Consider the following 24,352-nt stretch of genomic DNA (forward strand, 5'->3'; position numbering starts at 1 on the left):
TAAGCCACTTAACTAAAATAGTTTTTTTGAAAATTTTGCTTTTGGAGACATGCCATGCGCATAGGAGTGCCGCTGGAAACAAGAACTGGCGAAACGCGGGTTGCCGCAACACCAGAAACCGTTAAAAAACTCATTGGCCAAGGCCATACCGTTGTCATCCAAAAGGATGCAGGCGTTCAAGCCAGCCAGCCAGATTCTGCCTATGAAGCTGTAGGCGCATCTATTGGATCTGCAGCAGATGCCTTTGGCGCTGAGATTGTTCTAAAAGTACGCGCCCCTGAAGCTGCGGAACTCAAACAGATCAAAGCTGGTAGCGTACTTATTGGCATGCTTGATCCATTTGATAACGACAATATCGCCGCGATGGCTGCGCAAGGAATTACCAGCTTCTCACTAGAAGCCGCACCACGCACTACACGCGCACAAAGCATGGACGTTCTTTCTTCTCAAGCCAACATTGCTGGATACAAAGCGGTAATGGTTGCTGCCAACGAATACCAACGCTTTATGCCGATGTTGATGACTGCCGCTGGTACCGTTAAAGCAGCGCGCGTATTAATTCTTGGTGCCGGTGTTGCTGGCTTACAAGCAATTGCAACCGCAAAACGTCTTGGCGCAGTGATTGAAGCGTCCGATGTACGTCCTGCCGCTAAAGAACAAATTGAATCTTTAGGTGCGAAGTTTGTTGACGTGCCTTATGAGACCGATGAAGAACGCGAAATTGCTCAAGGTGTTGGTGGCTATGCCCGCCCTATGCCAGAAGCATGGATGAAGCGTCAAGCCGCCTTGGTTGCTGAGCGCGCCCAACAAGCAGACATCGTCATTACTACCGCATTGATTCCAGGTCGCAAGCCGCCAGTTCTTTTGCATAGCGACACTGTTGCTAATATGAAGCCTGGTTCTGTAGTGATCGACTTGGCTGCAGGCAAAGGTGACAATGGCTCTGGTAACTGCCCATTAACTCAAGCCGATAAAGTAGTGAATGCTAATGGCGTGAAGATTGTGGGTTATACAAATTTAGCCAGTATGGTTGCTGCGGATGCTTCTGCACTTTATGCCCGTAACTTGCTCGACTTCATGAAATTGATTGTCGACAAAGAAGCTAAGCTAGTTATCCCAAGCGACGACGATATCGTGACCGCCTGCTTGATGTGTCGTGATGGTCAAGCCATCCGCAAAAACTCATAAAAATTCATACGAAGGAACTATCATGGATCTCGCTGCTTTTCAAAGCATCCTCACAGTCCAAAACATCACCGTGTTTGTTTTGGCTATTTTTGTGGGCTACCACGTTGTTTGGAACGTTACTCCTGCGCTACATACCCCGTTGATGGCGGTTACCAATGCTATTTCTGGAATCATCATTGTTGGTGCACTCTTGCAAACCGAAGTGATTGGTGGCGATGAAATCACCCTCACCAGCGTTATTGGCGCAGTTGCGGTATTTCTAGCGTCGATCAACATTTTTGGCGGCTTCATGGTGACTCGTCGCATGCTTGAAATGTTCAAGAAAAAAGCGCCTAAAGCAAATGCAGCTGATGCAGCTAAATAAATAGAACAAGATCTACAGAGACCAAAATAATGTCAAACATAACTGCAATTTCTTATCTCATTTCATCGGTATTGTTCATTCTCGCGTTGCGCGGTTTGTCCTCACCAACTACCTCACGCCAAGGCAATACCTTTGGAATGATTGGTATGTTGTTGGCTGTAATTACCACCTTCTTTATCCCTGACTTCAAGCCTGCCGTCTCACTCATTGCTGCAGCTGTTGTAGGCGGCGCCATCATTGGCACGCTTGCAGCGAAACGCGTGCAAATGACCAAAATGCCAGAGCTAGTGGCATTGATGCACTCATTTGTAGGCTTGTCCGCAGTGTTAATTGCGATTGCTGCGGTATTCAATACTGCGCACGAACACACTGGCGCACAAAAGATTGAGCTCTTTATTGGCGCATTTATTGGCGCGATTACTTTCACAGCCTCCGTAATTGCATTTGGCAAGCTTTCTGGAAAAGTAAGTGGTAAGCCAGTCAGCTTTACTGGCCAACATCTGCTCAACTTAATTCTTGCAATCTCTATGGTTGGAGCTGGTATTGCTTACTACATGGTAGATAGTCATGCAGCCTTTATGGCCATGTGTGCTATTGCATTAGTACTCGGCATCACCTTGATCATTCCCATTGGCGGCGCGGATATGCCTGTGGTGGTATCCATGCTGAACAGCTATTCTGGTTGGGCAGCAGCTGGTATTGGTTTCACCCTTAATAATCCAGTACTAATTATTGCTGGCGCATGTGTAGGCTCTTCAGGCGCGATTCTTTCTTACATCATGTGTAAGGCAATGAACCGCTCGATCCTTGCTGTATTGCTTGGCGGCTTTGGTGCTGAAGCAGCAGCTGGTGGCGCTGATGATGGTGGTCCAAAGAACTACAAAACAGGCTCACCTGAAGATGCAGCATTCCTGATGGAAAATGCTGACACAGTCATTATTGTTCCTGGTTATGGTCTTGCCGTTGCTCGCGCTCAGCATGCCTTAAAAGAGTTAACGGAAAAACTGACTCACCACGGTGTAACTGTTAAATACGCAATTCACCCAGTTGCTGGTCGTATGCCTGGACACATGAACGTACTATTGGCTGAAGCAGAAGTACCATACGATCAAGTGTTTGAAATGGAAGATATCAACAGTGATTTCGGTCAAGCAGATGTGGTTTTAGTACTTGGTGCTAACGACGTGGTGAACCCGGCAGCTCGCACTCCTGGAAGCCCAATCTTTGGCATGCCAATTTTGGAAGCATTTAAAGCTAAAACCATCATCGTTAATAAGCGCTCAATGGCAGCAGGTTATGCCGGCCTAGATAACGAGCTCTTCTACATGGATAAAACCATGATGGTCTTTGGTGATGCGAAGAAGGTCGTGGAGGATATGGTCAAGGCGGTTGAGTAATAGCCCCTGACCAGGCTTTTATAGAAACCGCCTACGGGCGGTTTTTTATTGCGCTAAGATACTAAAAACTTTCTGCATCGCAGAATGGAAAATAACAAATAGATTGAGACAAAATGAAAATCAAGACTTTTATATTACTAAGCGCCGCTTTTATTGAATTACTTTTTTGCGGACTAGCAAAGGCACAAGCCAACTACCCTAACCGCACAATCCAAACAATCATGCCACTCCAAGCAGGTAGTGGCGTCGATATTCTGATGCGCCCAATTGCCCAGAAAATGGGTGAAAGCCTTGGACAAGCCATCACGATCGAAAATATACCTGGTGGTGCAGGACTCATTGGAACGGTAAAGGTAGCGCAGAGTCCTGCTGACGGCTATGTTTTGGGTGCTTTTAATGACAGCATCCTGACAATGCTGCCTAATCTCTATAAAAAAATTGATTACGATCCTATTCAGAGCTTCGCGCCTATTTCTGAAGTTGCAGCAATTACATTTGTCATGGTTGCTAACCCTTCTTTCCCTGGCAATACCGCAGCAGATCTTGTACGCATTGCCAAAGAAAAACCTGGAAAGATTGATTACGCATCTGGTGGTAATGGATCGCCACAACACATTGGCATGGAAATATTCCGTCAATACACTAGCGCTCCTATTGTGCACATCCCCTATCGCGGAGCGGCAGCGGCAGTGACCGATGTCATGGCTGGCCAAGTACCCGTAATGATTAGTGCTTTATCTGTAGTACTTCCACATATTCGTGCAGGCAAACTCAAAGTACTTGGCGTAGCCAGCAAGACTAGATCCCCTTTGCTGCCAAACGTTCCAACAATTAACGAAAGCATCAAGGGATATGAGTTTTCAACCTGGGGTGCTTTACTCGCACCAAAGGGAACATCGCCAGTCATTATTGAGAAGCTCAATGACGCATTAGCAAACACCTTGAAAGATCCCAAGCTACGTGAACAATTAATTCAGCAAGGCTTTGAATTTGTTCCGCTTGGTCCAGATCACTTAAAAGAAATGATTGCGCAAGGTTTGGTGAAGATGAAAAAAGTTATCAAAGATGGTGGCATTCAACCTGATTAATACTTTTTAGATGAAGCAACAAAAAAGGCTAGCATTTGCTAGCCTTTTTCTTTCAACCTTTATAGGTTAATCATTAAGCAGCACGTGCCTGCATGTACTTGGCACGCATAGGGCGCAATACAAAGAACGCCAATATTGCTGCCGTTGCATCCAGGGCAATCATGATGGCAAATACTGGGATCCAACTATCCGCTACACCATGTATATAAGCAGCAATTGGGCCGCCAATAATAGAGCCGACACCTTGCGCCATGTACAAAAATCCATAGTTTGTAGTGGCATGCTTTTGACCAAAAGTATCAGTCAAAGTGGATGGGAATAAAGAGAAAATCTCGCCCCATCCAAAGAACACAATGCCAGACAACAATACAAACATCAAAGGATCCGAACGAGTCATTACCCATAAGAACATTGCAATAGCCTCTAGACCAAATGCAATCGTCATGGTGTATTCACGGCCCAACTTATCAGAAACCCAGCCAAAAAATGGTCTTGTTAGTCCGTTAGTGACACGGTCAATAGTAAGGGCTAATGGTAGTGCGGCCATACCAAATACGGTTGCAGAAGTAATGCCGAAATCTTTTGCGAATGCCCCCATTTGTGAAATCACCATCAAACCTGAAGTTGACATCATAGACATCATCAAAAACATGAGCCAGAAAACCGGTGTCTTCAACATTGTTTTGGGAGCCACGCCAGAAGCTGCCGCTTCAATTTGGCCAGCAGTCTGAACACGATCGGCATGTGGCACCCGAATTCCTTGAGCAGCCAATAAGCCCACTACGCCAATCAAATAACCAAAGAAGGTTAAGGTACCCTGTAAGCCTGATTCAGCAAGACTGTTGGAGATTGGGAATGTAGTCAACAATGCCCCAATTCCATATCCAGCTGCAACCATACCAACTGCAAAGCCGCGATTATTGGGGAACCAACGTACCATCAAACCAACTACACCAATGTAGACAATGCCCGTACCGAGACCACCAAGCACGCCATAGGTAATGTAAAGATTGGAAACAGTAGTTAAGTTAGCTGATAGCACCCAACTCAATCCCGTCAATATCGTACCGATAGACAATAACAAACGAGGTCCAAACTTATCAACTAAATACCCCTGAAACGGAGAGAAGAAAGTTTGTAAAACAATCAAAATGGAAAATGTAACTTGAAGCTCAGTAAGCGTTACGCCCAACTGACCCATGATGGGTTTTGTAAATAAAGCCCAGACATACTGTGGACTTGAAATCGACATCATACAAATCACGCCTAAAGCAAGTTGAACCCACTTTGACTTTAAGATGCTTGTGCCTTCGCTCATTGCCTATCTCCTATTTATATAAATCAACTCATTGACTTACTTATTATTAAAAGATCAACCACGGATATTTAAAACTAAATGATCCACTACGGTGCAACATGCTTCTTTTCGAATCATACGGGTATCTAGTTAGTGCGCAATCAAAAAGAAATAAAAAAAACGCCTGGTTCATCACCAGGCGTTTCTACTTCTGCGGATAAGTTGCAGAATGGTAAAGCAATTACATCATGCCGCCCATACCACCCATGCCGCCCATACCACCCATATCAGGCATACCGCCACCAGCAGATTCTTCTTTTGGTGCTTCGGAGATTGCGCAATCGGTTGTCAACAACAGGCCAGCAACGGACGCAGCATTCACTAATGCAGTTTTTGTAACCTTAGTTGGGTCAATAACACCCTGTGCTACGAGATCACCGTACTCACCAGAAGCTGCGTTGTAACCGTTATTGCCTTTGCTTTCTTGCACAGCATTAACAACCACACCAGCATCTTCACCAGCGTTGCTCACGATAGTACGTAGTGGCTCTTGCATAGCACGCAATACGATACTGATACCGGCGTCTTGATCAGCGTTATCGCCCTTCAAACCTTTGATACCTTGCATTGCACGAATCAATGCTACGCCACCACCAGGAACAATGCCTTCTTCCACAGCCGCGCGAGTTGCATGCAATGCGTCATCAACACGAGCTTTCTTCTCTTTCATCTCAACTTCAGTAGCAGCGCCAACACGAATCACCGCAACACCGCCTGCCAACTTGGCAACACGCTCTTGCAATTTTTCTTTGTCGTAGTCGCTAGTAGCTTCTTCAATCTGTACACGAATGTTCTTAACGCGTGCTTCGATTGCTTTAGCATCGCCAGCGCCATCAATGATGATGGTGTTCTCTTTACCTACTTCGATACGCTTCGCTTGACCGAGGTGCTCAAGAGTAGTTTTCTCGAGTGTGAGGCCAATTTCTTCAGCGATAACAGTACCGCCAGTCAAGATTGCGATATCTTCGAGCATCGCCTTACGACGGTCACCAAAACCTGGGGCCTTAACAGCACAAGTTTTGATAATGCCGCGGATATTGTTTACAACCAAAGTTGCCAAGGCTTCACCTTCAACATCCTCAGCAATGATTAGCAATGGACGACCAGATTTTGCAACTTGCTCAAGAACTGGGAGCAAATCACGGATGTTAGCGATCTTTTTGTCAAACAAGAGCACATATGGGTTATCCAATACAGCAACTTGTTTCTCAGGCTGGTTAATGAAATATGGAGAGAGGTAGCCACGATCAAACTGCATACCTTCTACTACTTCTAACTCATCATCCAAAGACTTGCCGTCTTCAACGGTGATTACACCTTCTTTACCTACTTTTTCCATCGCCTCTGCAATGCGCTGACCAATGCTATGGTCGCTATTTGCAGAGATAGAGCCTACTTGAGCAATTTCTTTAGTAGTTGTGCAAGGCTTGCTGATCTTGGCAAGTTCGCCGATAGCAGCAGTTACAGCCTTATCGATACCACGCTTGAGGTCCATTGGGTTATGGCCTGATACAACATACTTCATGCCTTCGCGAACAATAGATTGCGCCAAAACTGTAGCGGTTGTTGTACCGTCACCGGCGATATCAGCAGTCTTGGAAGCAACTTCCTTAACCATCTGTGCGCCCATGTTTTGCAACTTATCTTTAAGTTCGATTTCTTTTGCTACAGACACACCGTCTTTAGTAACGGTTGGGCCACCAAATGAACGCTCGATAACAACGTTACGACCTTTTGGTCCGAGAGTTGTTTTTACTGCGTTCGCAAGAATATTGACACCCTCGACCATCTTGGTACGAGCGCTATCTCCAAATACAACGTCTTTTGCTGCCATGATTAGTTTCCTCTCTTAAATACCGAAATTACTTCTGAACAACAGCCATGATGTCGTCTTCACGCATCACGATGAGCTCTTCGTTATCAACTTTTACAGTTTGGCCAGCATACTTACCAAACAACACGCGATCGCCAACTTTGACGTCTGGTGCATTTAATTTGCCACTGTCATCGCGCTTGCCTGGACCAACTGCCAATACTTCACCTTGATCAGGCTTTTCTGCAGCCGCATCCGGGATGATGATTCCAGAGGCTGTTTTTGATTCTTGATCCAAACGCTTGATGATTACGCGATCATGTAAAGGACGCAAATTCATCTCTTCTCCTATGTTAGTAAGTGTTAACTAATTAAATATCTATATAAATCAATGATTTATAATCTCCCATACGATAACTAGGGTCTAAAAACCGAAAATTCTCGGCTTTAGCACTCGCACGGAGGGAGTGCTGATTATATAGGTCTGCTTCCCAGGATTTCAAGGGTTGATCCCCACAAATTATTTAAGGATTTAGCCCCTATCTATACTTTGGACAGGGTAGTAGGAAGATTCCTACAGATAAATCAACCCAAAGCCCTTACCGCTCCAATCTGACCTGCCTAGACTGAACAGTCACTGATTGGAGAATGCTGATGAGCCCGAAATCCCGGCTGTACACGCTTGTAAAAGCATGGAAGAACAAGCCCTTCCAGGAAGTACGAGACGCCTGTGGCGCACCCTGGCTTGGCCTAAATAGCCAGGCTCTTGAAGAACATCAATCCTGGTCCAAGCGACAAGCGATTAGTCATGAACCTATTTTTAATAACAAAGGCACAAAACTGACAGGATCATTATTTAGACCGCTACTACAGGCCCCCGACATGCAATTGCTCCGTTTATTCATGGAGGGCCTGGATACGATCTCCTACTGGCACCGTAGCGGTCGTTTCATTCCTGGAATTTTGCCCATTCCAATACATGCAATTGCCAACAGCGAATATGTTGATGCATTAAGCGACTTAATACTGAATTCTCGACTACCAGTTGGATTGGTTGCACTAGGCATTCAATCACTTCCCGAACCTAATTTTGCCGATGCTTGCACAGAGGGCTTACTGCGCATGCGTCGCCTTGGCGTATTACTTCACTTCATTCATTTCACCGGCACTCTCCAAGAGCTTCAGTGGGTAGATGAATTAAAAATGGAAGGAATTCATCTCAATATGAATGCACTTCGCGAGCAAGCTCTTGCGCCAGATGTCCTGTCCAGCATCAGACGAGGACCATATTCATCAACCCAGATCTATGCCAGCAATATGACGCTTGTGAAGGATTTAGAAAATGCGACTGCCTGGCAAATAGACCATTGCTATGGCGGCCTCATGATGCCTCCCATCAGCAGGCATCAGATGTTACAGATTAACGATAGTCGAATCGCTAAAGCCATTTTTTCGCTGCACCCTCATCAACACCTAAACCGAAATGGAGACAAGTAATGAGAAAACGCGTGATGTTGGTAGATGACCATCCTGCAATGCTGATGGCTCTAAAAAGTATGTTGCAAGACCAGTTAGTATTTGAAGTCGTTGGGCAATCGCAGAATGGCGAGGAATGCCTTCGATCTATTAAAGATATCAATCCCGACATGGTGATTTTAGATCTGGACATGCCAAAGACGGATGGCTTTGATGTTATTCGCCGCATAGGAATCATGTATCCCGATATTCGTATGTTGATTTTGTCCAGCATGGATGAAGCGGTCTATGGCGGGCGCGTTCGATCGCTAGGCGGGCATGGCTTCGTTAACAAAACCGCCGGGGCAGATGTGATTCTGGCAGCCTGCGTCGCGATTTCCCAAGGCTATACATTTTTCACATATGGAAAAAATGGGAATAGCTCGTTAACCGACAGTGAAAAACTGGCGATGATCTCAGATCGAGAACTACAAGTCATGAAATATCTTGGCAAAGGAAATACCAATCAGCAGATCTCGGATTTACTACATATCAGCAATAAGACTGTAGCCACATACAAAACGCGCGTCTTTGACAAACTCGGCATTAACAATATTGCCGATTTAATTCTGTTCTGCAGAATGAATAACATCATCGAAAGCTAATCGCGTTATGCATCGATTCTTTGTTAAGGCAGTTTTCTCTTGCGGACTTCTTCTTAGCGGAGTTGCACACGCCACTTCAATCAGTTCGGCCGAGCAGCGTTGGATCGATGCACACCCAATTGTTCATTTCAGTATTCATGAGAAATATGCGCCCTACCTTTTAGGGGGCGAAGATATTGGCTCTCATGGCGTCTTTCATAAAATCCTCCAAAAACTCAGCGAACACACCCAACAAGAATTTCGTCCAAAGTGGCGAAAAACAGAACAAGAAGGCTTAAAACAATTAGCCAATGGAGAGGTGGATTTCATGATTGATCCACCGCCCCTGAATGATGAATACCTTCGCTTTGGCTCTTTGTCAGAAGCTATCTTCTGGGGTCAAGACGCCATTCTCACCAAAAGAAATAATGGAGATGGAATCAGCTCACAAGCAAAACTTGGCTATCTTGATCGTGGCTATGAGAATCCTCCCGTCATTACGGACCCACAAACCAGCCCATCAAATAATCCAGAGAAATTATTGTTGAGCTTACTAGCTAATGACATAGAAGCCTTAGTGCTTCCAATCCGTTTAGCTCAACATTTACTCAAATACCGAACCAATCAAGAGCTTCAATTAGATGGAATTTACCAGCGAGAGCCATTTGCCTATCGCTGGCTTATTTCTCATGAAGACAAACCCTTTCATCAACTCCTAGATCGTTTTCTAACTCGTCTTGATCCTATTGAATCTCGACATCTTTTCGCACTTGAAATATACCCCAGCGAAAATATTGCGGATCCAGCTAGCACACTAGGCTGGTTTACCAGCCTAGTGATTCTCATGATTGGCGGCACTCTAATATGGGGTCTATATAAAAAGCGATTATCCCAAGAGCAAGCTTTGGCAAGTCTCAACACCTCGAAAGAGATCGCAGAAAAAGCAAATGCCGCCAAAACTTCTTTTTTGGCAACGATGAGCCATGAGATTCGGACGCCAATGAATGCAATCTTAGGTGTACAAGAACTGTTGCTCAGTAGCAAGCAATTTCCTACGCATGAGAAATCATTATTAAAGAGTGCACATGCCTCTGCAGAGTCTTTGCTCGGAATTCTTAACCAGGTTCTTGACCTCGCAAAGATTGAGGCTGGCAAACTCACTCTGAACTTAGAACCTTGTTGCTTAAATAGCATCATCGACAACCTTGATCATGCCTTTTCAGCGGTTGCCACTAAGCACAATTTAATTCTTCACACTTCCAAGGACCCCAGAATCGCTGAGGCACTCATGATGGATGCCCTTCGTCTTCGTCAAGCCTTACAAAACCTTCTGAGCAACGCCATTAAATTTACCAATCAAGGTGAAATCTATTTCTCCATTAGCGTGCTAGCGGATGACCATGCAGGCCAATTAATTGAGTTCCGCATTATTGATACTGGCATTGGCATGGGAAAGGAAGAAATTGCGTTAGCCTTACAACCCTTTGAACAAATACCAGGCAAAAGCAGTAACGAGAGCGGAACCGGCCTGGGCCTCACTATTACCAATCACTTAGTGAGTTCAATGAACAGCCAGCTGTATTTTGAGAGCGCGCCAGGCTTAGGTAGCAATATTCACTTTTCAATTGCCTTCCCACGCACCAGCATTGCAGCCTCACATACTTCATATAAAGAAGCTCTGGTAGAAAATGCTAAGAAATTCATCTCCAGAAATCACCCCGAGCAACCCCTTAAAGCCTTGGTCGTGGAAGATCATCCTGCCAGCAGACAGATCATTTCCCTTCAACTTAAAGCTTTAGGAATTCAAGTATCTGTTTGTGACAACGCGGATATAGCTTTAGATGAGATTTATCAAAATACTTTTGATTTGCTGATTACAGATCAGTCTATTCCTGGCATGCAAGGGTCTGAATTGGCTAAACGTATACGAGAGATGGGATACAACGATCTAGTGATTATTGGTGTCACTGCGGATATTTACGCGCTGGATTCTCGTCATCACTTTTTATCGGCCGGAATGAATGGGGTTCTGATCAAACCGCTCAGCCTACTAGGCCTTGAAAATGAATTAGCGCGCTATTTTTCTATAACCACTACAACGCCACCACCCCAAAACAATGAAGAAGAAAGCTTATCATTTGATGCATTCGCTAGCCTGATTGCCAATGATCCAAAACAGATATCAATCATCCTAGATGAAATTAAAAAAGTACACGATGAAGCGCTTTTGAAATTAAGCAATCCATCAATCGATGAAGACGAACTTGCTAGCCTTATTCATAAGGTAAAGGGCGGAGCCCTTTTACTACAAGCGACTCATTTTGTTAAAAACTGCGAAGTCCTCGAAAAAGAAGCCAATTTTGTGAAGCGACTGAGTACTTTTAAAGATCTTCTACTGAAGCAAAATCGGCTTATTCAGCGCTATCAACAAAATCAAATACACATTTAGTCATAGATAAGCGAGCGAGAATGATTTAACTTCCAGCCGTATCGGTTTATCCTATGCTCAATGAAAACCGCATCTCGTTCAATAGCGCAATATGTATTAGCCATCCTAGTTTTTGGTGGATGTATTTATGGCTCACCTGCAAACGCTCAAGATAATACCGACAGCAGAATTCCTCGCGCTATTGTTAATAGTCTAGAGCGTAATCAAATTCCTCTGAGTGCAATAAGCATCTCCGTTACAAAAATTGAACCAGGAAAACCTGGAAAGCATCAGGGTAAAGCTATTTTTGGTTGGCGCGAATCCGAACCTATGAACCCTGCCTCAACCATGAAGGTGTTAACCACTTTAGCGGGTTTAGATATTCTCGGTCCACAGTATCGCTGGCGTACAAAAATATTTACGGATGGCGTGATTCGACAGGGTACCCTTCAAGGCAATCTCTATTTACAAGGCAGTGGAGATCCGAAACTAATCCCAGAAGAGTTTTCCAGGCTGATGAAGGATTTACAAGCCCTTGGTATTCAGAAAATTGATGGTAATTTATTTTTTGATCGTAGCGCTTATGCACCAAGTGTGATGGAACACGATACGATCGATGGCGAATCCTTAAGGGCCTACAACGTTCCCCCAGATCCATTGCTATATGCATTTAGAACTCTGTCTTTTCAGATTAGCAAATCGCGCACGGCTGACTTTATTGACATTAGCTACACGCCGACCCTTTCTCAACTTAAAGTTACCAATCAAATGCAACTGGTTGATCGGTCCTGCGATAACTGGAGAAGCAATATTCGCTTTAACCTAGACCCAGAAACTAAATCCAGTACCGATCAAGCCATCACCGCACAATTTTCAGGATCTTTTCCAAATGCATGTAAGGGCGTTAATTTCAATGTTGTAGCGCTAGACCCCAACACCTTCTTGACGCAAGGTTTTGCTGCGGCCTGGGAGCTTGCTGGTGGTGCTTGGGTAAAACCCCCTGTTGGCAAAGATGGCGCCGTTCCTCTGGCAGCTAGACTCTTATTGCAGTTTGAAGGAATCCCTCTTGCTGATGATGTTCAAGATATTAACAAGTACTCTAATAATGTCATGGCGCGCCAATTGCTATTAACTTTGGCATTAGAAAAAATGGGTAAACCTGCCACTACTACTAATGGAGAGTTAGTTATTCAAAGCTGGCTTAAACAAAATGGTCTTCTATTCAATGGACTCGTGATCGAGAATGGATCAGGTCTTTCTCGAAATGAAGCAATTTCTACTGAGCAAATGAATCAGCTCTTACTGAAAGCGCGAAACCTACCTGTTGGCGAAGTGTTCTACAACAGCCTTCCCATTGCTGGCACCGATGGAACAATGCGCAATCGTTTAATGATTCAACTACGAAAATTTTTACATCTAAAGAAAAAACCTGAAGTCAGAATGAAGACAGGTTCACTAGCAGATGTTCGAGCTATCTCAGGGTATGTGGTGAGCAAATCCGGAAAAATGTATGCCGTTAGCTCGTTTATCAATCACCCAAACGCTTGGAAAGGGCTAGAAGCCCACGATCAGTTGCTATCGTGGCTACTTGATGATGGCCCTGAACCAAAGCACGCACGCTGAAGGCGATCTCTCACCCCATCCCATTCTTCACCTGCAGGGGGTTCTGGAAATAATATAAGGTCCCACCCCTGCTCATCCAAATCTCTAAGCGTACGATATAGACGACTTGCAAAAGCAGCGCTATCACTGGGAACCTCAACCTCCTCAAACTGCGCTGATGGATGTCCATCATCTCCTAAGGAAGATTCGGAATCCCAAACCGCAACAGCAACGCGAGACTTCGTGTCCGGGAATTCAGTTAAGGCATCGAGTACGCGGCCAGGAGCATACAAGCGCAATGGGGTTGTAGGTGCGTAATGGGCTTTTAAGCCACCAGAAACTCTTGGCAAAGATTCGAAGTGGGCATTTGGATCGATTGCCTCTCCAAGCCTATAAACTCGCACGCCTGTTTTAGCCAGCATTTCTTTCGGGGTAATCACGCCCGGACGCAGAAGCGCTACGCGATCACCACTTGATACATCCACAATCGTTGACTCAATACCAACTTCGCAATCACCGCCATCAATTACCAATAAATCTGTATCGCCTTCAAATTCATTCCGAACGTCTGCAGCGCTTGTTGGGGAAACTTTGCCAAATCGATTAGCCGAAGGAGCAACAACCCCCCCTTGGAATTGGCGTAATAGCTCTTGAGCGATTGGATGCGCGGGAGATCGAATGGCAACCGTATCTTGGCCGCCAGTAATTTCATTGAGCACATGCTTATCTTTTTTAAAGACCAAGGTTAATGGGCCAGGCCAAAAGGCATTCATCAGCTTGAGAGCATCCTCGGGGATATCTCTTGCCCACGGCGCTAAAACTGACACCCAATCAAGTTGCTCATGTCCCAACCGTTCAGGGGCGGCAACATGAACTATCAAAGGGTGATTGGATGGCCGACCTTTTGTCGTAAATACTTTTTGAACCGAACTGGGATTGCTGGCATCAGCACCTAAGCCATATACTGTTTCAGTTGGAAAGGCAACCAAGCGCCCATCACGCAAGGCCTGAGCAGCTTCATTGATCACTAACGATTGTGGCGATGAATCACCAGATGTAACCCCAAACATTTCTAGGGTTCTATTCCTAGCTCAGTAGCTACAGCACCACAATTTTGACGAGCCTCGTTTAATGCTTCGCCCAAACAATTGATGTGTCCCATTTTTCTGCCCATGCGGGGAGCAGATTTTCCATAGAGATGCAACTTCGCATCAGGATGTGCAAGCACTTTATTCCATGCCGGCTCTTTTGCTTGATCTTCATTGCCGTTAAACCAAAGATCGCCTAAGAGATTTAGCATTGAGACTGGGGCTAACTGTCGAGTATCACCCAATGGCAGCCTTGCCATTGCTCTAACCTGCTGCTCAAACTGACTGCTCACACAAGCATCCATGGTGTAGTGCCCCGAGTTATGTGGTCTAGGAGCAATTTCGTTGGCAACAATATCACCATTCTTTAAAACAAAGAATTCGACGCACAACACGCCAACGTAATCAATCTTGCGTATCAGCGCTTTGGCGGCATCAATAATTTTTTTCTCTTGCGCCGGCTTTAAAGAAGGCGCAGGCACTGTTGATGTATGCAAAATTCCATCACGATGGACGTTTTGTGAAACTGGATAAGCGACTACTGAATCATCATAGCCTCGCACCACCAAAGCGGAGACCTCGAAATCCAATTCCATGCGCTTTTCTAACACGCAAGGAACTTTACCTAACTCTGCCCAAGCATCCGTTAATTGTTCTGAGGTATGAACGGTGATTTGACCTTTGCCGTCATAACCCATGCGTGCCGTTTTCAGAATTCCAGGGAATAAATCTTTGGGTACATGAGCAATATCAGCATCATGCTCAATTACAAAATGAGGTGCCGGGCCAATATTGGTCTCAGATTTCCAGGTAGCCAAGAAATTCTTTTCGGCAATGCGATTTTGCGCCAATGAAACACAACTGCTGCGTGGTGCTACAAAGACCCCTAAAGACTCTAGCTCATCAAGTGCTTGAGCAGGAACATTTTCAAATTCAGTACTGACAGCCGCGCACAAAGCCGCCATCTCTTTTAAGGCGCTAGAGTCTGTGTAATCAGCTTGAATGAATTTCTCTGCGATTGAACCAGCGGGGCTATCAGACCCAGGATCGAGTACACAAACTTTGTAACCCATAGCTTGGGCAGCTTGCGTAAACATACGCCCTAACTGACCACCACCGAGTATCCCTAAATACGAACCCGGCAAAATGGGTTCCATACAATTTGCCATCTAGTTATACCCTGGCAAATTCATTGAGCGTGCTGCATCGGATTGTTTAACGCGAAACTCTTCCAGGCGTTTTGCCAAGTTGGCATCATGCAAAGCCAAACCTGCAATCACATGCAAAGCTGCATTTGCAGCGCCAGCCTCGCCAATGGCAAAGGTGGCAACAGGAATCCCTTTAGGCATTTGCACAATTGAATATAAAGAATCTTCGCCGCGCAAATACTTACTAGCAACAGGAACGCCATACACAGGAACAATCGTCTTGGATGCCAACATACCTGGTAAGTGAGCAGCGCCACCTGCACCAGCAATAATGGCTTGCAAACCATTCTTCTGGGCGTTCTCTGCATACTGAAACATATCATCTGGCATGCGATGGGCTGACAACACCTTAGCTTCGTGAACTACACCAAACTGCTCAAGCATTTGAGCGGCGTGCTGCATAGTATCCCAATCTGAATTGGACCCCATCACGATTCCGACAACTGGCTTCTTACTCATCTAGCTCTCCAAATAACTTACATGCCTTTAGGGCCGTTTAAGACCTTGGGGGCTCTATTATCCCTAAGATCCTTGGGTTAAGCGAGTAAGCGCTTCACGATACTTTTCAGCGGTCTTTTCAATCACATCAGCAGGTAGCTGAGGAGCGGGCGCTGTCTTTGGCCATAACTTACCGTTTACTTGGGCAGTTTCTAACCAATCGCGTACAAATTGCTTGTCATAAGACGGTGGGTTTGAACCTACATAATAGGTTTCAGCAGGCCAAAAACGAGAAGAGTCTGCAGTCAGAATCTCATCCATCAGGACCAATTGCCCTGCATCATCTAGACCAAACTCAAACTTGGTATCTGCAATGATGATGCCACGTGTTGCTGCATATTCAGAAGCTTCTTTATACAAACGAATACTGATATCGCGAATTTGGTTTGCTAATTTTTCGCCAATCAGCTCAACCACTTTTTCAAATGAAATATTTTCATCATGCTCACCCACCTCTGCTTTTGCGGCAGGAGTGAAGATTGGTTCTGGCAATTTTTGAGCATTTTCCAAACCAGCAGGTAATGCAATTCCGCACACCTTGCCAGTCTCTTTGTAATCCTTCCAGCCACTACCGGCAAGATATCCACGCACAACCGCTTCAACTAAAATTGGCTTTAAGCGCTTAGCAACAACAGCACGACCCTTAACTTGATCTGCTTCGTCAGGCGTAACAACAGTTTCAGGATCGATTCCGGTTAAATGATTGGGAATTACCTTGCCCAACTTATCAAACCAGAAATTGGCCATCTGATTCAGGACAATACCCTTCTCAGGAATGGGCTCGCCCATGACCACATCAAATGCCGATAAGCGATCAGTAGTAATCATTAATAATTTATCGTCGCCGAGCGCATATACATCACGCACCTTTCCCTTGGAGAGGAGAGGCAAGGACTTGATAGAAGTAGCGTAGAGAGCAGGCATAGAAATCACTTCACAATCTGAGCTAACTTACCACTCTTGTATAACTCGGCCATCTTTTCCAATGGAATAGGCTTAATCTTAGATGCTTGGCCGGCAGAACCAAAAGCTTGGAAGCGAGCGATGCATACTTTCTTAGCAGCTTCGCGGGCTGGCTTCAAATAATCACGTGGGTCAAACTTGCTTGGGTTCTCAAATAGGTAACGACGAATCGCGCCAGTCATTGCCAAACGAATATCGGTATCAATATTAATTTTGCGAACGCCATTTTTAATGCCCTCTTGAATCTCTTCAACTGGCACGCCATAGGTTTCCTTCATATCACCGCCAAACTCACGAATCTCTGCGAGCAGCTCTTGAGGAACGCTAGAAGAACCATGCATCACCAAATGTGTATTCGGTATACGAGCATGAATTTCTTTAATACGGTCAATTGCCAAAATATCGCCAGTAGGTTTTTTGGTGAACTTGTATGCGCCATGGCTAGTGCCGATAGCGATTGCTAAAGCATCGCACTGAGTAGCCTTAACAAAGTCAGCAGCCTGCTCAACATCCGTAAGCAACTGCTCTCGCGTCATAACCCCATCAGCACCATGACCATCTTCTTTATCCCCCTTCATAGTCTCCAATGAGCCCAAGACTCCGAGCTCTGCTTCAACCGTCACGCCAATGGAGTGAGAAAACTTAACAACTTCTTTAGAAACATCCACGTTGTATTCATAGCTAGCCACTGACTTTCCATCAGCCTCTAGCGACCCATCCATCATCACACTAGTAAAGCCACTCTTAATCGCTGCCATACAAACTGCTGGACTTTGGCCATGATCTTGATGCATTACGACAGGGATATGTGGATAGGCCTCAACCGCCGCTGAAATCAAATGACGCAAGAATGCCTCACCAGCATATTTACGGGCACCTGCAGATGCCTGCATGATGACTGGAGAATCTGCTTCGTTAGCAGCTTCCATAATTGCAGTCACTTGCTCTAAGTTGTTAACGTTAAATGCTGGCAAGCCATAGCCGTTTTCAGCAGCATGATCCAAAAGTTGTCGTAAAGATACTAAAGCCATGATGATCTCTTAATTTGAAATAGGTTTAAGGTTGATTAAATATTGATGATGTTGGTTTACTTCACATGAATGATTTTCAGCGTATTGGTGCCGCCTGGTTCGCCCATTGGCTCGCCTGAGGTAAGTACTACGGTATCGCCTTTCTTAACAGCGCCTAAGCCCTTTAAGCACGCTTCAACCTCTTGCAAGGCGGTATCTCTATCCTTGGTGTAATCCAATCCAATGGGGGTGACATTACGGTAGGTACTCAACGCGCGTTGTGTTGCAATCTTCGAAGTCAATGCAAAGATTGGCACATGAATATTATGGCGACTCATCCAAATCGCAGTTGATCCTGAGTCTGTTAAAGCAGCGATCGCATCAGCATTGAGATGGTGGGCAGTAAATAAAGCGCCCAAGGCAATTGTCTGATCAATGCGTGTAAATGTTTGATCCAAAAAGTCTGTATCCAATTGAACGCGATCAGACTTTTCAGCCTCTACACAAATTTCCGCCATTGCTTTAATGGTTTGCACAGGGTACATACCCGCTGCAGACTCTGCTGAGAGCATGACTGCATCAGTACCATCAAGCACCGCATTAGCCACGTCACTTACTTCAGCACGAGTTGGTACTGGAGCATTAATCATGGATTCCATCATTTGGGTTGCTGTGATAGTGAACTTATCAGCATCTCGCGCCCAAGCAATCATGCGCTTTTGCAATGCTGGTACTGCGGCGTTACCCACTTCAATTGCAAGATCACCGCGCGCCACCATGATGCCGTCACTCTCAGCAATAATGCTTTTCAAAGCCTCTGATTCGATCGCCTCAGCACGCTCTACCTTGGCAATTGTTCTGACCTTACCAACACCATACTTTTTACTGGCTGCATCCGCAAGCTTACGGGCATAAGCCATGTCAGCACCGTCTTTGGGGAAGCTAATTGCCAAAAAGTCGACGCCCATTGCAATCGCTGCATCTAAATCAGCAATATCTTTTTCGGTGAGTGCAGGCGCGGTCAAGCCACCACCTGCACGGTTAATGCCCTTGTTGTTAGAAAGCGGTCCACCCTGCTCAACTAGCGTCAATATTTTTCCGCCCTGAACGCTTTCAACACGCAATACCACCAAGCCATCGTTTAATAGCAAGCGATCGCCCTGCTTCACATCATTCGGAAGCTCTTTGTAATCCAAGCCAACACAATCTTGATTACCTAATTCGCAATCCACGTCCAAGGTAAATTTATCGCCTTCTTTGAGCAATATTTTGGTGTCGGCAAATTTGCCTACGCGAATCTTCGGTCCCTGCAGATCGGCCATGATGCCGACTTCTTTTCCCACTTCAGCAGAAATGCTGCGCACTAAATCATGACGCGCTTTGTGATCAGCAACAGTGCCATGAGAAAAGTTCATGCGCACTACATCCACGCCCACACGAATCATGTCACGTAACACTTCCGGCTTTTCAGAAGCTGGTCCTAAAGTCGCAATGATTTTGGTTGCTCTAAGCATATTTAATCTTTCGCTCTCTCAGCCAGTACCGCAAAGGCGGGTAATGTTTTGCCCTCTAAAAACTCTAAGAATGCGCCACCACCAGTGGAGATGTAATCCACCTGATTTTCAATGCCATATTTAGCGATCGCCGCCAAAGTATCACCACCGCCAGCAATTGAAAACGCCGGAGAATGCGCAATTGCAGCTGCCAACATTTTTGTGCCGCCGCCAAACTGGTCAATCTCAAATACGCCGAGGGGGCCATTCCAAACAATCGTTCCCGCATGAGCCAGCATGATAGAAAGTCGTGCAGCGGTTTTTGGCCCAATGTCCAAAATCATGTCATCATCAGCAACTTGATCGGCTGGAACCCGGTTTGCGCGCGCTAATGGTGAGAGTTCATTCGCAACCACCACATCTTCTGGAATGGGTACATGAGCTCCACGCTTTTCCATAAGATCCATAATCTCTTTGGCTTCATTCACCAAATCAGGCTCTGCCAATGACTTTCCAATAGGCAGACCTTTAGCCAGCATGAATGTATTGGCAATGCCACCACCAACAATCAGCTCATCAACTTTCTCAGAGAGTGCTTTCAAGATAGTTAACTTAGAAGACACTTTTGAGCCAGCAACAATTGCCACCAAAGGACGCTTAGGGCTTGCGAGCGCACGACTCAATGCATCCAATTCAGCAGCCATCAACGGACCAGCGCAAGCGACTGGTGCAAATTTAGCAACACCGTTTGTAGTAGCCTCAGCACGATGCGCAGTGCCAAAAGCATCATTTACATAAACATCGCAGAGTGCGGCAATTTTCTTTGCCAACTCATCGCTATTCTTTTTCTCACCGACATTTAAGCGACAGTTTTCTAGAAGCACCACTTCACCTGGGCTCACTTCAAACCCACCTTCTACCCAATCGCTAATCAAAGGCACCTTGCGATTAAGCAATGATGCAATTCGATCCGCAACTGGTGCCAAACTATCTTCGGGCTTAAATTGACCTTCAGTAGGGCGACCCAAATGGGATGTCACCATCACGGCAGCGCCCGCATCTAAACACATCTGCACAGCAGGCATTGATGCACGAATACGGGTGTCCTCAGTAATATTTCCAGCATCATCTTGAGGAACGTTGAGGTCGGCGCGAATCAGCACACGCTTACCCTTTAATTGTCCCGATTGGGCTAATTCGCTTAAACGCTTCACTTTAAATAAGGATTCAGGCATGAGATAGGCTAAATATGGTGGTTTTTTGGGGAATACTCCATTCTAAATCGTCCCGCCCCATAACCCCCTAGGTCCTTACCTACAAATGGGGTTGCCTGCTCTACAATAGAGGCTTGGACGCACCCCGAGCCAAATGGTCATAGACCGCCTGGCCTGGCGCCCCGATTAATCCGCTATTTACAAATAGCCTATAGACACAAAAGGTAGAAAAAATGTCGATGTCCGACCGCGATGGTTTTATTTGGTCCGATGGGAAGCTGATTCCTTGGCGTGAAGCTAATGTTCACGTATTAACCCACAGCCTTCATTACGGAATGGGCGTATTTGAGGGTATTCGCGCCTATAAAACAGCCCAAGGCACTGCCATTTTTCGCCTGCCAGAGCACGTAAAACGCTTATTCAATGGCACCAAAATCTTCCAAATGAGCATGCCGTATAGCCCTGAAGAGATCAGCAAGGGCATTATTGACGTCATTAATAGCAATAAGCTCGAAGCCTGCTACATTCGCCCAATTATCTTCATCGGCTCACAAAAGTTAGGCATCTCCCCTAAAGGGAACAGCATTCATACGGCAATCGCCGCTTGGGAATGGGGTGCTTACCTAGGTGAAGACGGCATTAACAAAGGCATTCGCGTTAAAACATCTTCTTTTACACGTCACTTTGTAAACTCATCTTTGGTTCGTGCCAAAGCTTCGGGTTACTACATCAACTCCATTTTGGCTAACCAAGAAGTAACTGCCAATGGATATGACGAAGCCTTATTGCTCGACACAGAAGGCTATGTTTCTGAAGGTTCAGGCGAAAACCTCTTTATGGTTCGCAACGGAATTGTTTACACACCAGACCTAGCTTCTTGCCTGGATGGCATCACACGTGACTCCGTCATTCAGATTGCCAAAGATCTTGGCTATGAAGTACGTGAGAAACGCTTAACTCGTGATGAAGTGTATTCAGCTGACGAAGCATTCTTTACTGGTACTGCTGCCGAAGTAACGCCAATTCGCGAACTTGATGATCGCACGATTGGTGATGGCAAACGCGGCCCGATTACTGAAAAAATTCAGAAGGCTTACTTCGATGCTGTTTACGGCAGAAATGATAAGTACAAATCTTGGCTCACCTTCGTTAAATAAATTAATAATATTTAGCCCCTAGAAAGTAAGTGATGACTCAATCTCAAGCTGTGATGGTCGATGGCAAAGATCTTCCTTTGCACTGCCCCACAAATAAAACGCCTGCATGGAACTCTCATCCACGCGTCTTTTTAGATATCACAAAGACTGGGGGAGCGAAGTGCCCATACTGTGGCACAGAGTACAAGCTGATCCCTGGCACCGAGCCTCACGGGCATTAAGTCACATCAGCACCCCATTCATTAAGGGGTGCTGAGTCGGGATACATCTCATGCAAGGTATTCTGATCATCGCCCCAAACTGGATTGGGGATGCCGTCATGACGCAACCATTATTAGCTGCTCTAAAGAATCAATATCCAGACTCCAAAATTGATGTGCTTGCTAGCAATTGGGTAGCACCTATTTATCGCGCATGCACTGAAGTCAGCGATGTAATCGAAGCTGATTTTCAGCATAAACAATTGCAGTGGAGCTTACGTAAGCAATTAGCAAAAGATCTGCAATCGAAAAACTATCAAGCTTGTTTTGTGCTTCCCAATAGCCTAAAGTCAGCACTCATCCCCTGGCTAGCAAATATTCCTTTTCGCATTGGCTACCGCGGTGAATTACGCTTTGGATTAATTAACGTAGCGCTCGATAATCCAAGCAAAGTAAATCGCCCGCCAATGGTGGAACATTACCTAGCACTGAGTCAACTACTTTCGGATGGAGAGTCAATCGCAGCAGGATCGCTGACGCCCAAGCTCAATGTAGCCTCAACCGCTAACCAATCTATCAACAAAAAATTGTCGGATGCAAATCTTGATCCCAATTCAGTATTTGTCTTTTGTCCAGGCGCTGAATATGGCCCAACAAAACGCTGGCCCGCTGCTCACTTCGCAGCATTAGCAAACAATCTTATCCAAACTCATTCGAATGCAAACATCATTCTTCTGGGCGGCAAGAGCGATCATCAACTAGCCGAAGAAATTCTTCAGCAATCCCAGAATCGAACAAATATTCATAACTGGTGCGGCAACACATCTCTAGATGAGGCCATCGCATTAATTGGCGCAGCTAAAGCGGTTGTCAGCAACGATTCCGGATTGATGCATATTGCCGCAGCCCTCAAAATACCCCAGGTGGCTATCTTTGGTTCAAGTGACCCAGCGCACACCCCTCCTCTGTCAGAGAACGCAAAGGTAATTTGGCTAAACCTACCGTGTAGCCCTTGTCATAAAAAAGAATGCCCTCTTGGCCATCTAAAGTGCCTAAAAGATATCCTCCCGCAACAAGTATTCGCTACACTGAATACATTGCTATAGCCAACAGGAACATTAGCCATGACCAAGCTCGCTAGACTTTTTGATAATGCCGATGATGTGGTTGATGCTTGGCGCGATGCTCTGCGTCACCGCGATGTCCAAGGCGCTCTAGCAATTTGGATGGATGATGACTCCATCACCTGTGTACTACCAGAAGGTCATCGACTCAGTGGTCATGCTGAAATCCGGGAAGGCCTAGAAAGATTGCTTTCAAAGCAAGCTTTATTCTTGGAGCCTATCGCTTGTATTAGCCACTCTATTTTGGGTGCGGCGATTTATGACACTACTGAAGCCGTTCATTTCAGAGCAGATCAAATTGAAGCAGAGTTTTTTCTAAACATCACTTTGGTGCTCTTGCAAGATAGTCAAGGTTGGCGCATTGCTCACTTACATGCTAGCCGATCAACTGACGATACCTTCGACGCACCATCAACACCTCACGGCTTCCACTAAATAAATGGATGAGAAAGTATTACGCTCACTCATCAAATGGCCCAATGTGCCAGATTGCTATGGCTGGCTTGCTTTAGATCGGAGAGGCCAATGGCGTATGCGTGACGAATTCGCCCAGCAAAATGGATTGCCAGGCCAAGTAATTGAACACAGTGCCCTTAAAGAATTTATTACCCGCAATTACGCTTGCGATAACGCAGGGAGATATTTTTTCCAGAACGGTCCGCAACGGGTATTTATTACCATAACCAGCACCCCATGGATTGCACGCATCATTCCCGGCGAAGATGCCCTAAAGATAATTACACAATGTCAGACTGAGATTAATCCAAGCTCGGCCCTAAGCGATGAGAACGGCAATATTTATATTGCTGGCTCAATGAAGCAAAGCATTTACAAAGATCTAACAGCTCAGCAGTTTGAGACAGCAGAATGCCCCGGGATTGCGCTACTACACGATCACGACTTGAATCAATTTTCTGAGCTAGCTAAATTACGCGAGCAAGCTTGCAGTTTTGGGGGTTCATGGAATTGGCAAGGCAAACAACTAGGACTTGATCCCATACTCTCAGAAGAGCTAAGTAAGTACTTCGGATTCATCAAGGATCCCAAGCCACTTTAATTAG

23 protein-coding genes are annotated in these 24,352 nt (G+C 45.5%); 13 read left to right on the top strand and 10 right to left on the bottom strand.

The features are described 5' to 3' along the window. The first annotated feature begins 54 nt into the window (after positions 1-54). The 4 genes from DCO17_RS09040 to DCO17_RS09055 all read left to right on the top strand — a co-directional run bounded on the left by DCO17_RS09040 (position 55) and on the right by DCO17_RS09055 (position 4,037). Positions 55-1,188, top strand: coding sequence for a Re/Si-specific NAD(P)(+) transhydrogenase subunit alpha (locus DCO17_RS09040; protein ID WP_173956391.1), 1,134 nt, complete (start codon positions 55-57; stop codon positions 1,186-1,188). A 22-nt stretch (positions 1,189-1,210) separates the two neighbouring features. Beyond that, positions 1,211-1,552 carry a proton-translocating transhydrogenase family protein gene (locus tag DCO17_RS09045; RefSeq protein WP_173956392.1) on the top strand — a complete coding sequence of 114 codons (342 nt, stop codon included), beginning with the start codon at positions 1,211-1,213 and terminating at the stop codon, positions 1,550-1,552. A 29-nt stretch (positions 1,553-1,581) separates the two neighbouring features. Beyond that, positions 1,582-2,949 carry an NAD(P)(+) transhydrogenase (Re/Si-specific) subunit beta gene (locus DCO17_RS09050; protein ID WP_173956393.1) on the top strand — a complete coding sequence of 456 codons (1,368 nt, stop codon included), beginning with the start codon at positions 1,582-1,584 and terminating at the stop codon, positions 2,947-2,949. Positions 2,950-3,062: 113 nt separating this feature from the next. Continuing rightward, positions 3,063-4,037 carry a Bug family tripartite tricarboxylate transporter substrate binding protein gene (locus DCO17_RS09055; protein WP_173956394.1) on the top strand — a complete coding sequence of 325 codons (975 nt, stop codon included), beginning with the start codon at positions 3,063-3,065 and terminating at the stop codon, positions 4,035-4,037. 73 nt (positions 4,038-4,110) lie between these two features. Here the strand turns inward: DCO17_RS09055 and oxlT are convergent, their stop codons facing one another. The 3 genes from oxlT to DCO17_RS09070 all read right to left on the bottom strand — a co-directional run bounded on the left by oxlT (position 4,111) and on the right by DCO17_RS09070 (position 7,547). Then, positions 4,111-5,355 carry an oxalate/formate MFS antiporter gene (oxlT, locus tag DCO17_RS09060; protein ID WP_173956395.1) on the bottom strand — a complete coding sequence of 415 codons (1,245 nt, stop codon included), beginning with the start codon at positions 5,353-5,355 and terminating at the stop codon, positions 4,111-4,113. A gap of 220 nt (positions 5,356-5,575) precedes the next feature. Further along, positions 5,576-7,228, bottom strand: coding sequence for a chaperonin GroEL (groL, locus tag DCO17_RS09065; RefSeq protein ID WP_173956396.1), 1,653 nt, complete (start codon positions 7,226-7,228; stop codon positions 5,576-5,578). Positions 7,229-7,256: 28 nt separating this feature from the next. Then, positions 7,257-7,547 carry a co-chaperone GroES gene (locus DCO17_RS09070; RefSeq protein ID WP_173956397.1) on the bottom strand — a complete coding sequence of 97 codons (291 nt, stop codon included), beginning with the start codon at positions 7,545-7,547 and terminating at the stop codon, positions 7,257-7,259. Between the two features lie 314 nt (positions 7,548-7,861). On the opposite strand from DCO17_RS09070, the gene DCO17_RS09075 reads away from it, so the two are divergent. Genes DCO17_RS09075 through dacB form a run of 4 tightly spaced genes read left to right on the top strand, consistent with a single transcriptional unit; the run spans position 7,862 to position 13,357 of the window. Next, a complete protein-coding gene (locus DCO17_RS09075) occupies positions 7,862-8,704 on the top strand; it encodes a diguanylate phosphodiesterase (RefSeq protein WP_173956398.1) in 843 nt (280 codons plus the stop codon). Continuing rightward, the gene (locus tag DCO17_RS09080; RefSeq protein WP_173956399.1) at positions 8,704-9,327 is read left to right on the top strand and encodes a response regulator transcription factor; all 624 of its coding nucleotides are present in this window, start codon (positions 8,704-8,706) and stop codon (positions 9,325-9,327) included. The genes DCO17_RS09075 and DCO17_RS09080 overlap by 1 nt, the downstream gene beginning before the upstream one ends. A gap of 7 nt (positions 9,328-9,334) precedes the next feature. Next, positions 9,335-11,755, top strand: coding sequence for an ATP-binding protein (locus DCO17_RS09085; protein WP_173956400.1), 2,421 nt, complete (start codon positions 9,335-9,337; stop codon positions 11,753-11,755). Positions 11,756-11,815: 60 nt separating this feature from the next. Then, positions 11,816-13,357 carry a D-alanyl-D-alanine carboxypeptidase/D-alanyl-D-alanine endopeptidase gene (gene dacB / locus DCO17_RS09090; RefSeq protein WP_173956401.1) on the top strand — a complete coding sequence of 514 codons (1,542 nt, stop codon included), beginning with the start codon at positions 11,816-11,818 and terminating at the stop codon, positions 13,355-13,357. On the opposite strand, the gene DCO17_RS09095 is transcribed toward dacB, so the two are convergent. The 7 genes from DCO17_RS09095 to DCO17_RS09125 all read right to left on the bottom strand — a co-directional run bounded on the left by DCO17_RS09095 (position 13,303) and on the right by DCO17_RS09125 (position 20,831). Then, positions 13,303-14,406 (bottom strand): L-threonylcarbamoyladenylate synthase, encoded by a 1,104-nt coding sequence (locus DCO17_RS09095; protein ID WP_173956402.1) that lies wholly within the window; start codon positions 14,404-14,406, stop codon positions 13,303-13,305. The genes dacB and DCO17_RS09095 overlap by 55 nt on opposite strands. A 2-nt stretch (positions 14,407-14,408) precedes the next feature. After that, positions 14,409-15,593 carry a 5-(carboxyamino)imidazole ribonucleotide synthase gene (locus tag DCO17_RS09100; protein WP_173956403.1) on the bottom strand — a complete coding sequence of 395 codons (1,185 nt, stop codon included), beginning with the start codon at positions 15,591-15,593 and terminating at the stop codon, positions 14,409-14,411. Next, entirely contained in the window at positions 15,594-16,091 is a 498-nt protein-coding gene (gene purE, locus DCO17_RS09105; protein WP_173956404.1) for a 5-(carboxyamino)imidazole ribonucleotide mutase, read from the bottom strand. It abuts the gene before it with no gap. Positions 16,092-16,154: 63 nt separating this feature from the next. Beyond that, the gene (locus DCO17_RS09110; protein WP_173956405.1) at positions 16,155-17,054 is read right to left on the bottom strand and encodes a phosphoribosylaminoimidazolesuccinocarboxamide synthase; all 900 of its coding nucleotides are present in this window, start codon (positions 17,052-17,054) and stop codon (positions 16,155-16,157) included. Between the two features lie 5 nt (positions 17,055-17,059). Then, positions 17,060-18,124, bottom strand: coding sequence for a class II fructose-bisphosphate aldolase (gene fba / locus DCO17_RS09115; protein WP_173956406.1), 1,065 nt, complete (start codon positions 18,122-18,124; stop codon positions 17,060-17,062). A gap of 56 nt (positions 18,125-18,180) precedes the next feature. After that, positions 18,181-19,617, bottom strand: a complete 1,437-nt coding sequence (pyk, locus tag DCO17_RS09120) for a pyruvate kinase (RefSeq protein ID WP_173956407.1) — start codon at positions 19,615-19,617, stop codon at positions 18,181-18,183. 2 nt (positions 19,618-19,619) lie between these two features. Next, on the bottom strand, positions 19,620-20,831 hold the full coding sequence (locus DCO17_RS09125; RefSeq protein WP_173956408.1) for a phosphoglycerate kinase: 1,212 nt from the start codon (positions 20,829-20,831) through the stop codon (positions 19,620-19,622). A 212-nt stretch (positions 20,832-21,043) separates the two neighbouring features. Between DCO17_RS09125 and DCO17_RS09130 the strand changes: the two genes are divergently transcribed. Genes DCO17_RS09130 through DCO17_RS09150 form a run of 5 tightly spaced genes read left to right on the top strand, consistent with a single transcriptional unit; the run spans position 21,044 to position 24,348 of the window. After that, a complete protein-coding gene (locus tag DCO17_RS09130) occupies positions 21,044-21,967 on the top strand; it encodes a branched-chain amino acid transaminase (RefSeq protein ID WP_173956409.1) in 924 nt (307 codons plus the stop codon). A gap of 32 nt (positions 21,968-21,999) precedes the next feature. Then, a complete protein-coding gene (locus tag DCO17_RS09135) occupies positions 22,000-22,188 on the top strand; it encodes a zinc-finger domain-containing protein (protein ID WP_173956410.1) in 189 nt (62 codons plus the stop codon). 50 nt (positions 22,189-22,238) lie between these two features. Continuing rightward, positions 22,239-23,273, top strand: coding sequence for a lipopolysaccharide heptosyltransferase II (waaF, locus tag DCO17_RS09140; protein ID WP_173956411.1), 1,035 nt, complete (start codon positions 22,239-22,241; stop codon positions 23,271-23,273). 18 nt (positions 23,274-23,291) lie between these two features. After that, positions 23,292-23,726, top strand: a complete 435-nt coding sequence (locus DCO17_RS09145; protein WP_173956412.1) for a nuclear transport factor 2 family protein — start codon at positions 23,292-23,294, stop codon at positions 23,724-23,726. A 4-nt stretch (positions 23,727-23,730) separates the two neighbouring features. Next, positions 23,731-24,348: a DUF2946 family protein gene (locus DCO17_RS09150; RefSeq protein ID WP_173956413.1), complete on the top strand. Its 618-nt coding sequence runs from the start codon at positions 23,731-23,733 to the stop codon at positions 24,346-24,348. The last annotated feature ends 4 nt before the right edge of the window (positions 24,349-24,352 follow it).

The sequence above is a fragment of the Polynucleobacter tropicus genome (assembly GCF_013307225.1).
GTDB classification, from domain to species: Bacteria; Pseudomonadota; Gammaproteobacteria; order Burkholderiales; family Burkholderiaceae; genus Polynucleobacter; species Polynucleobacter tropicus.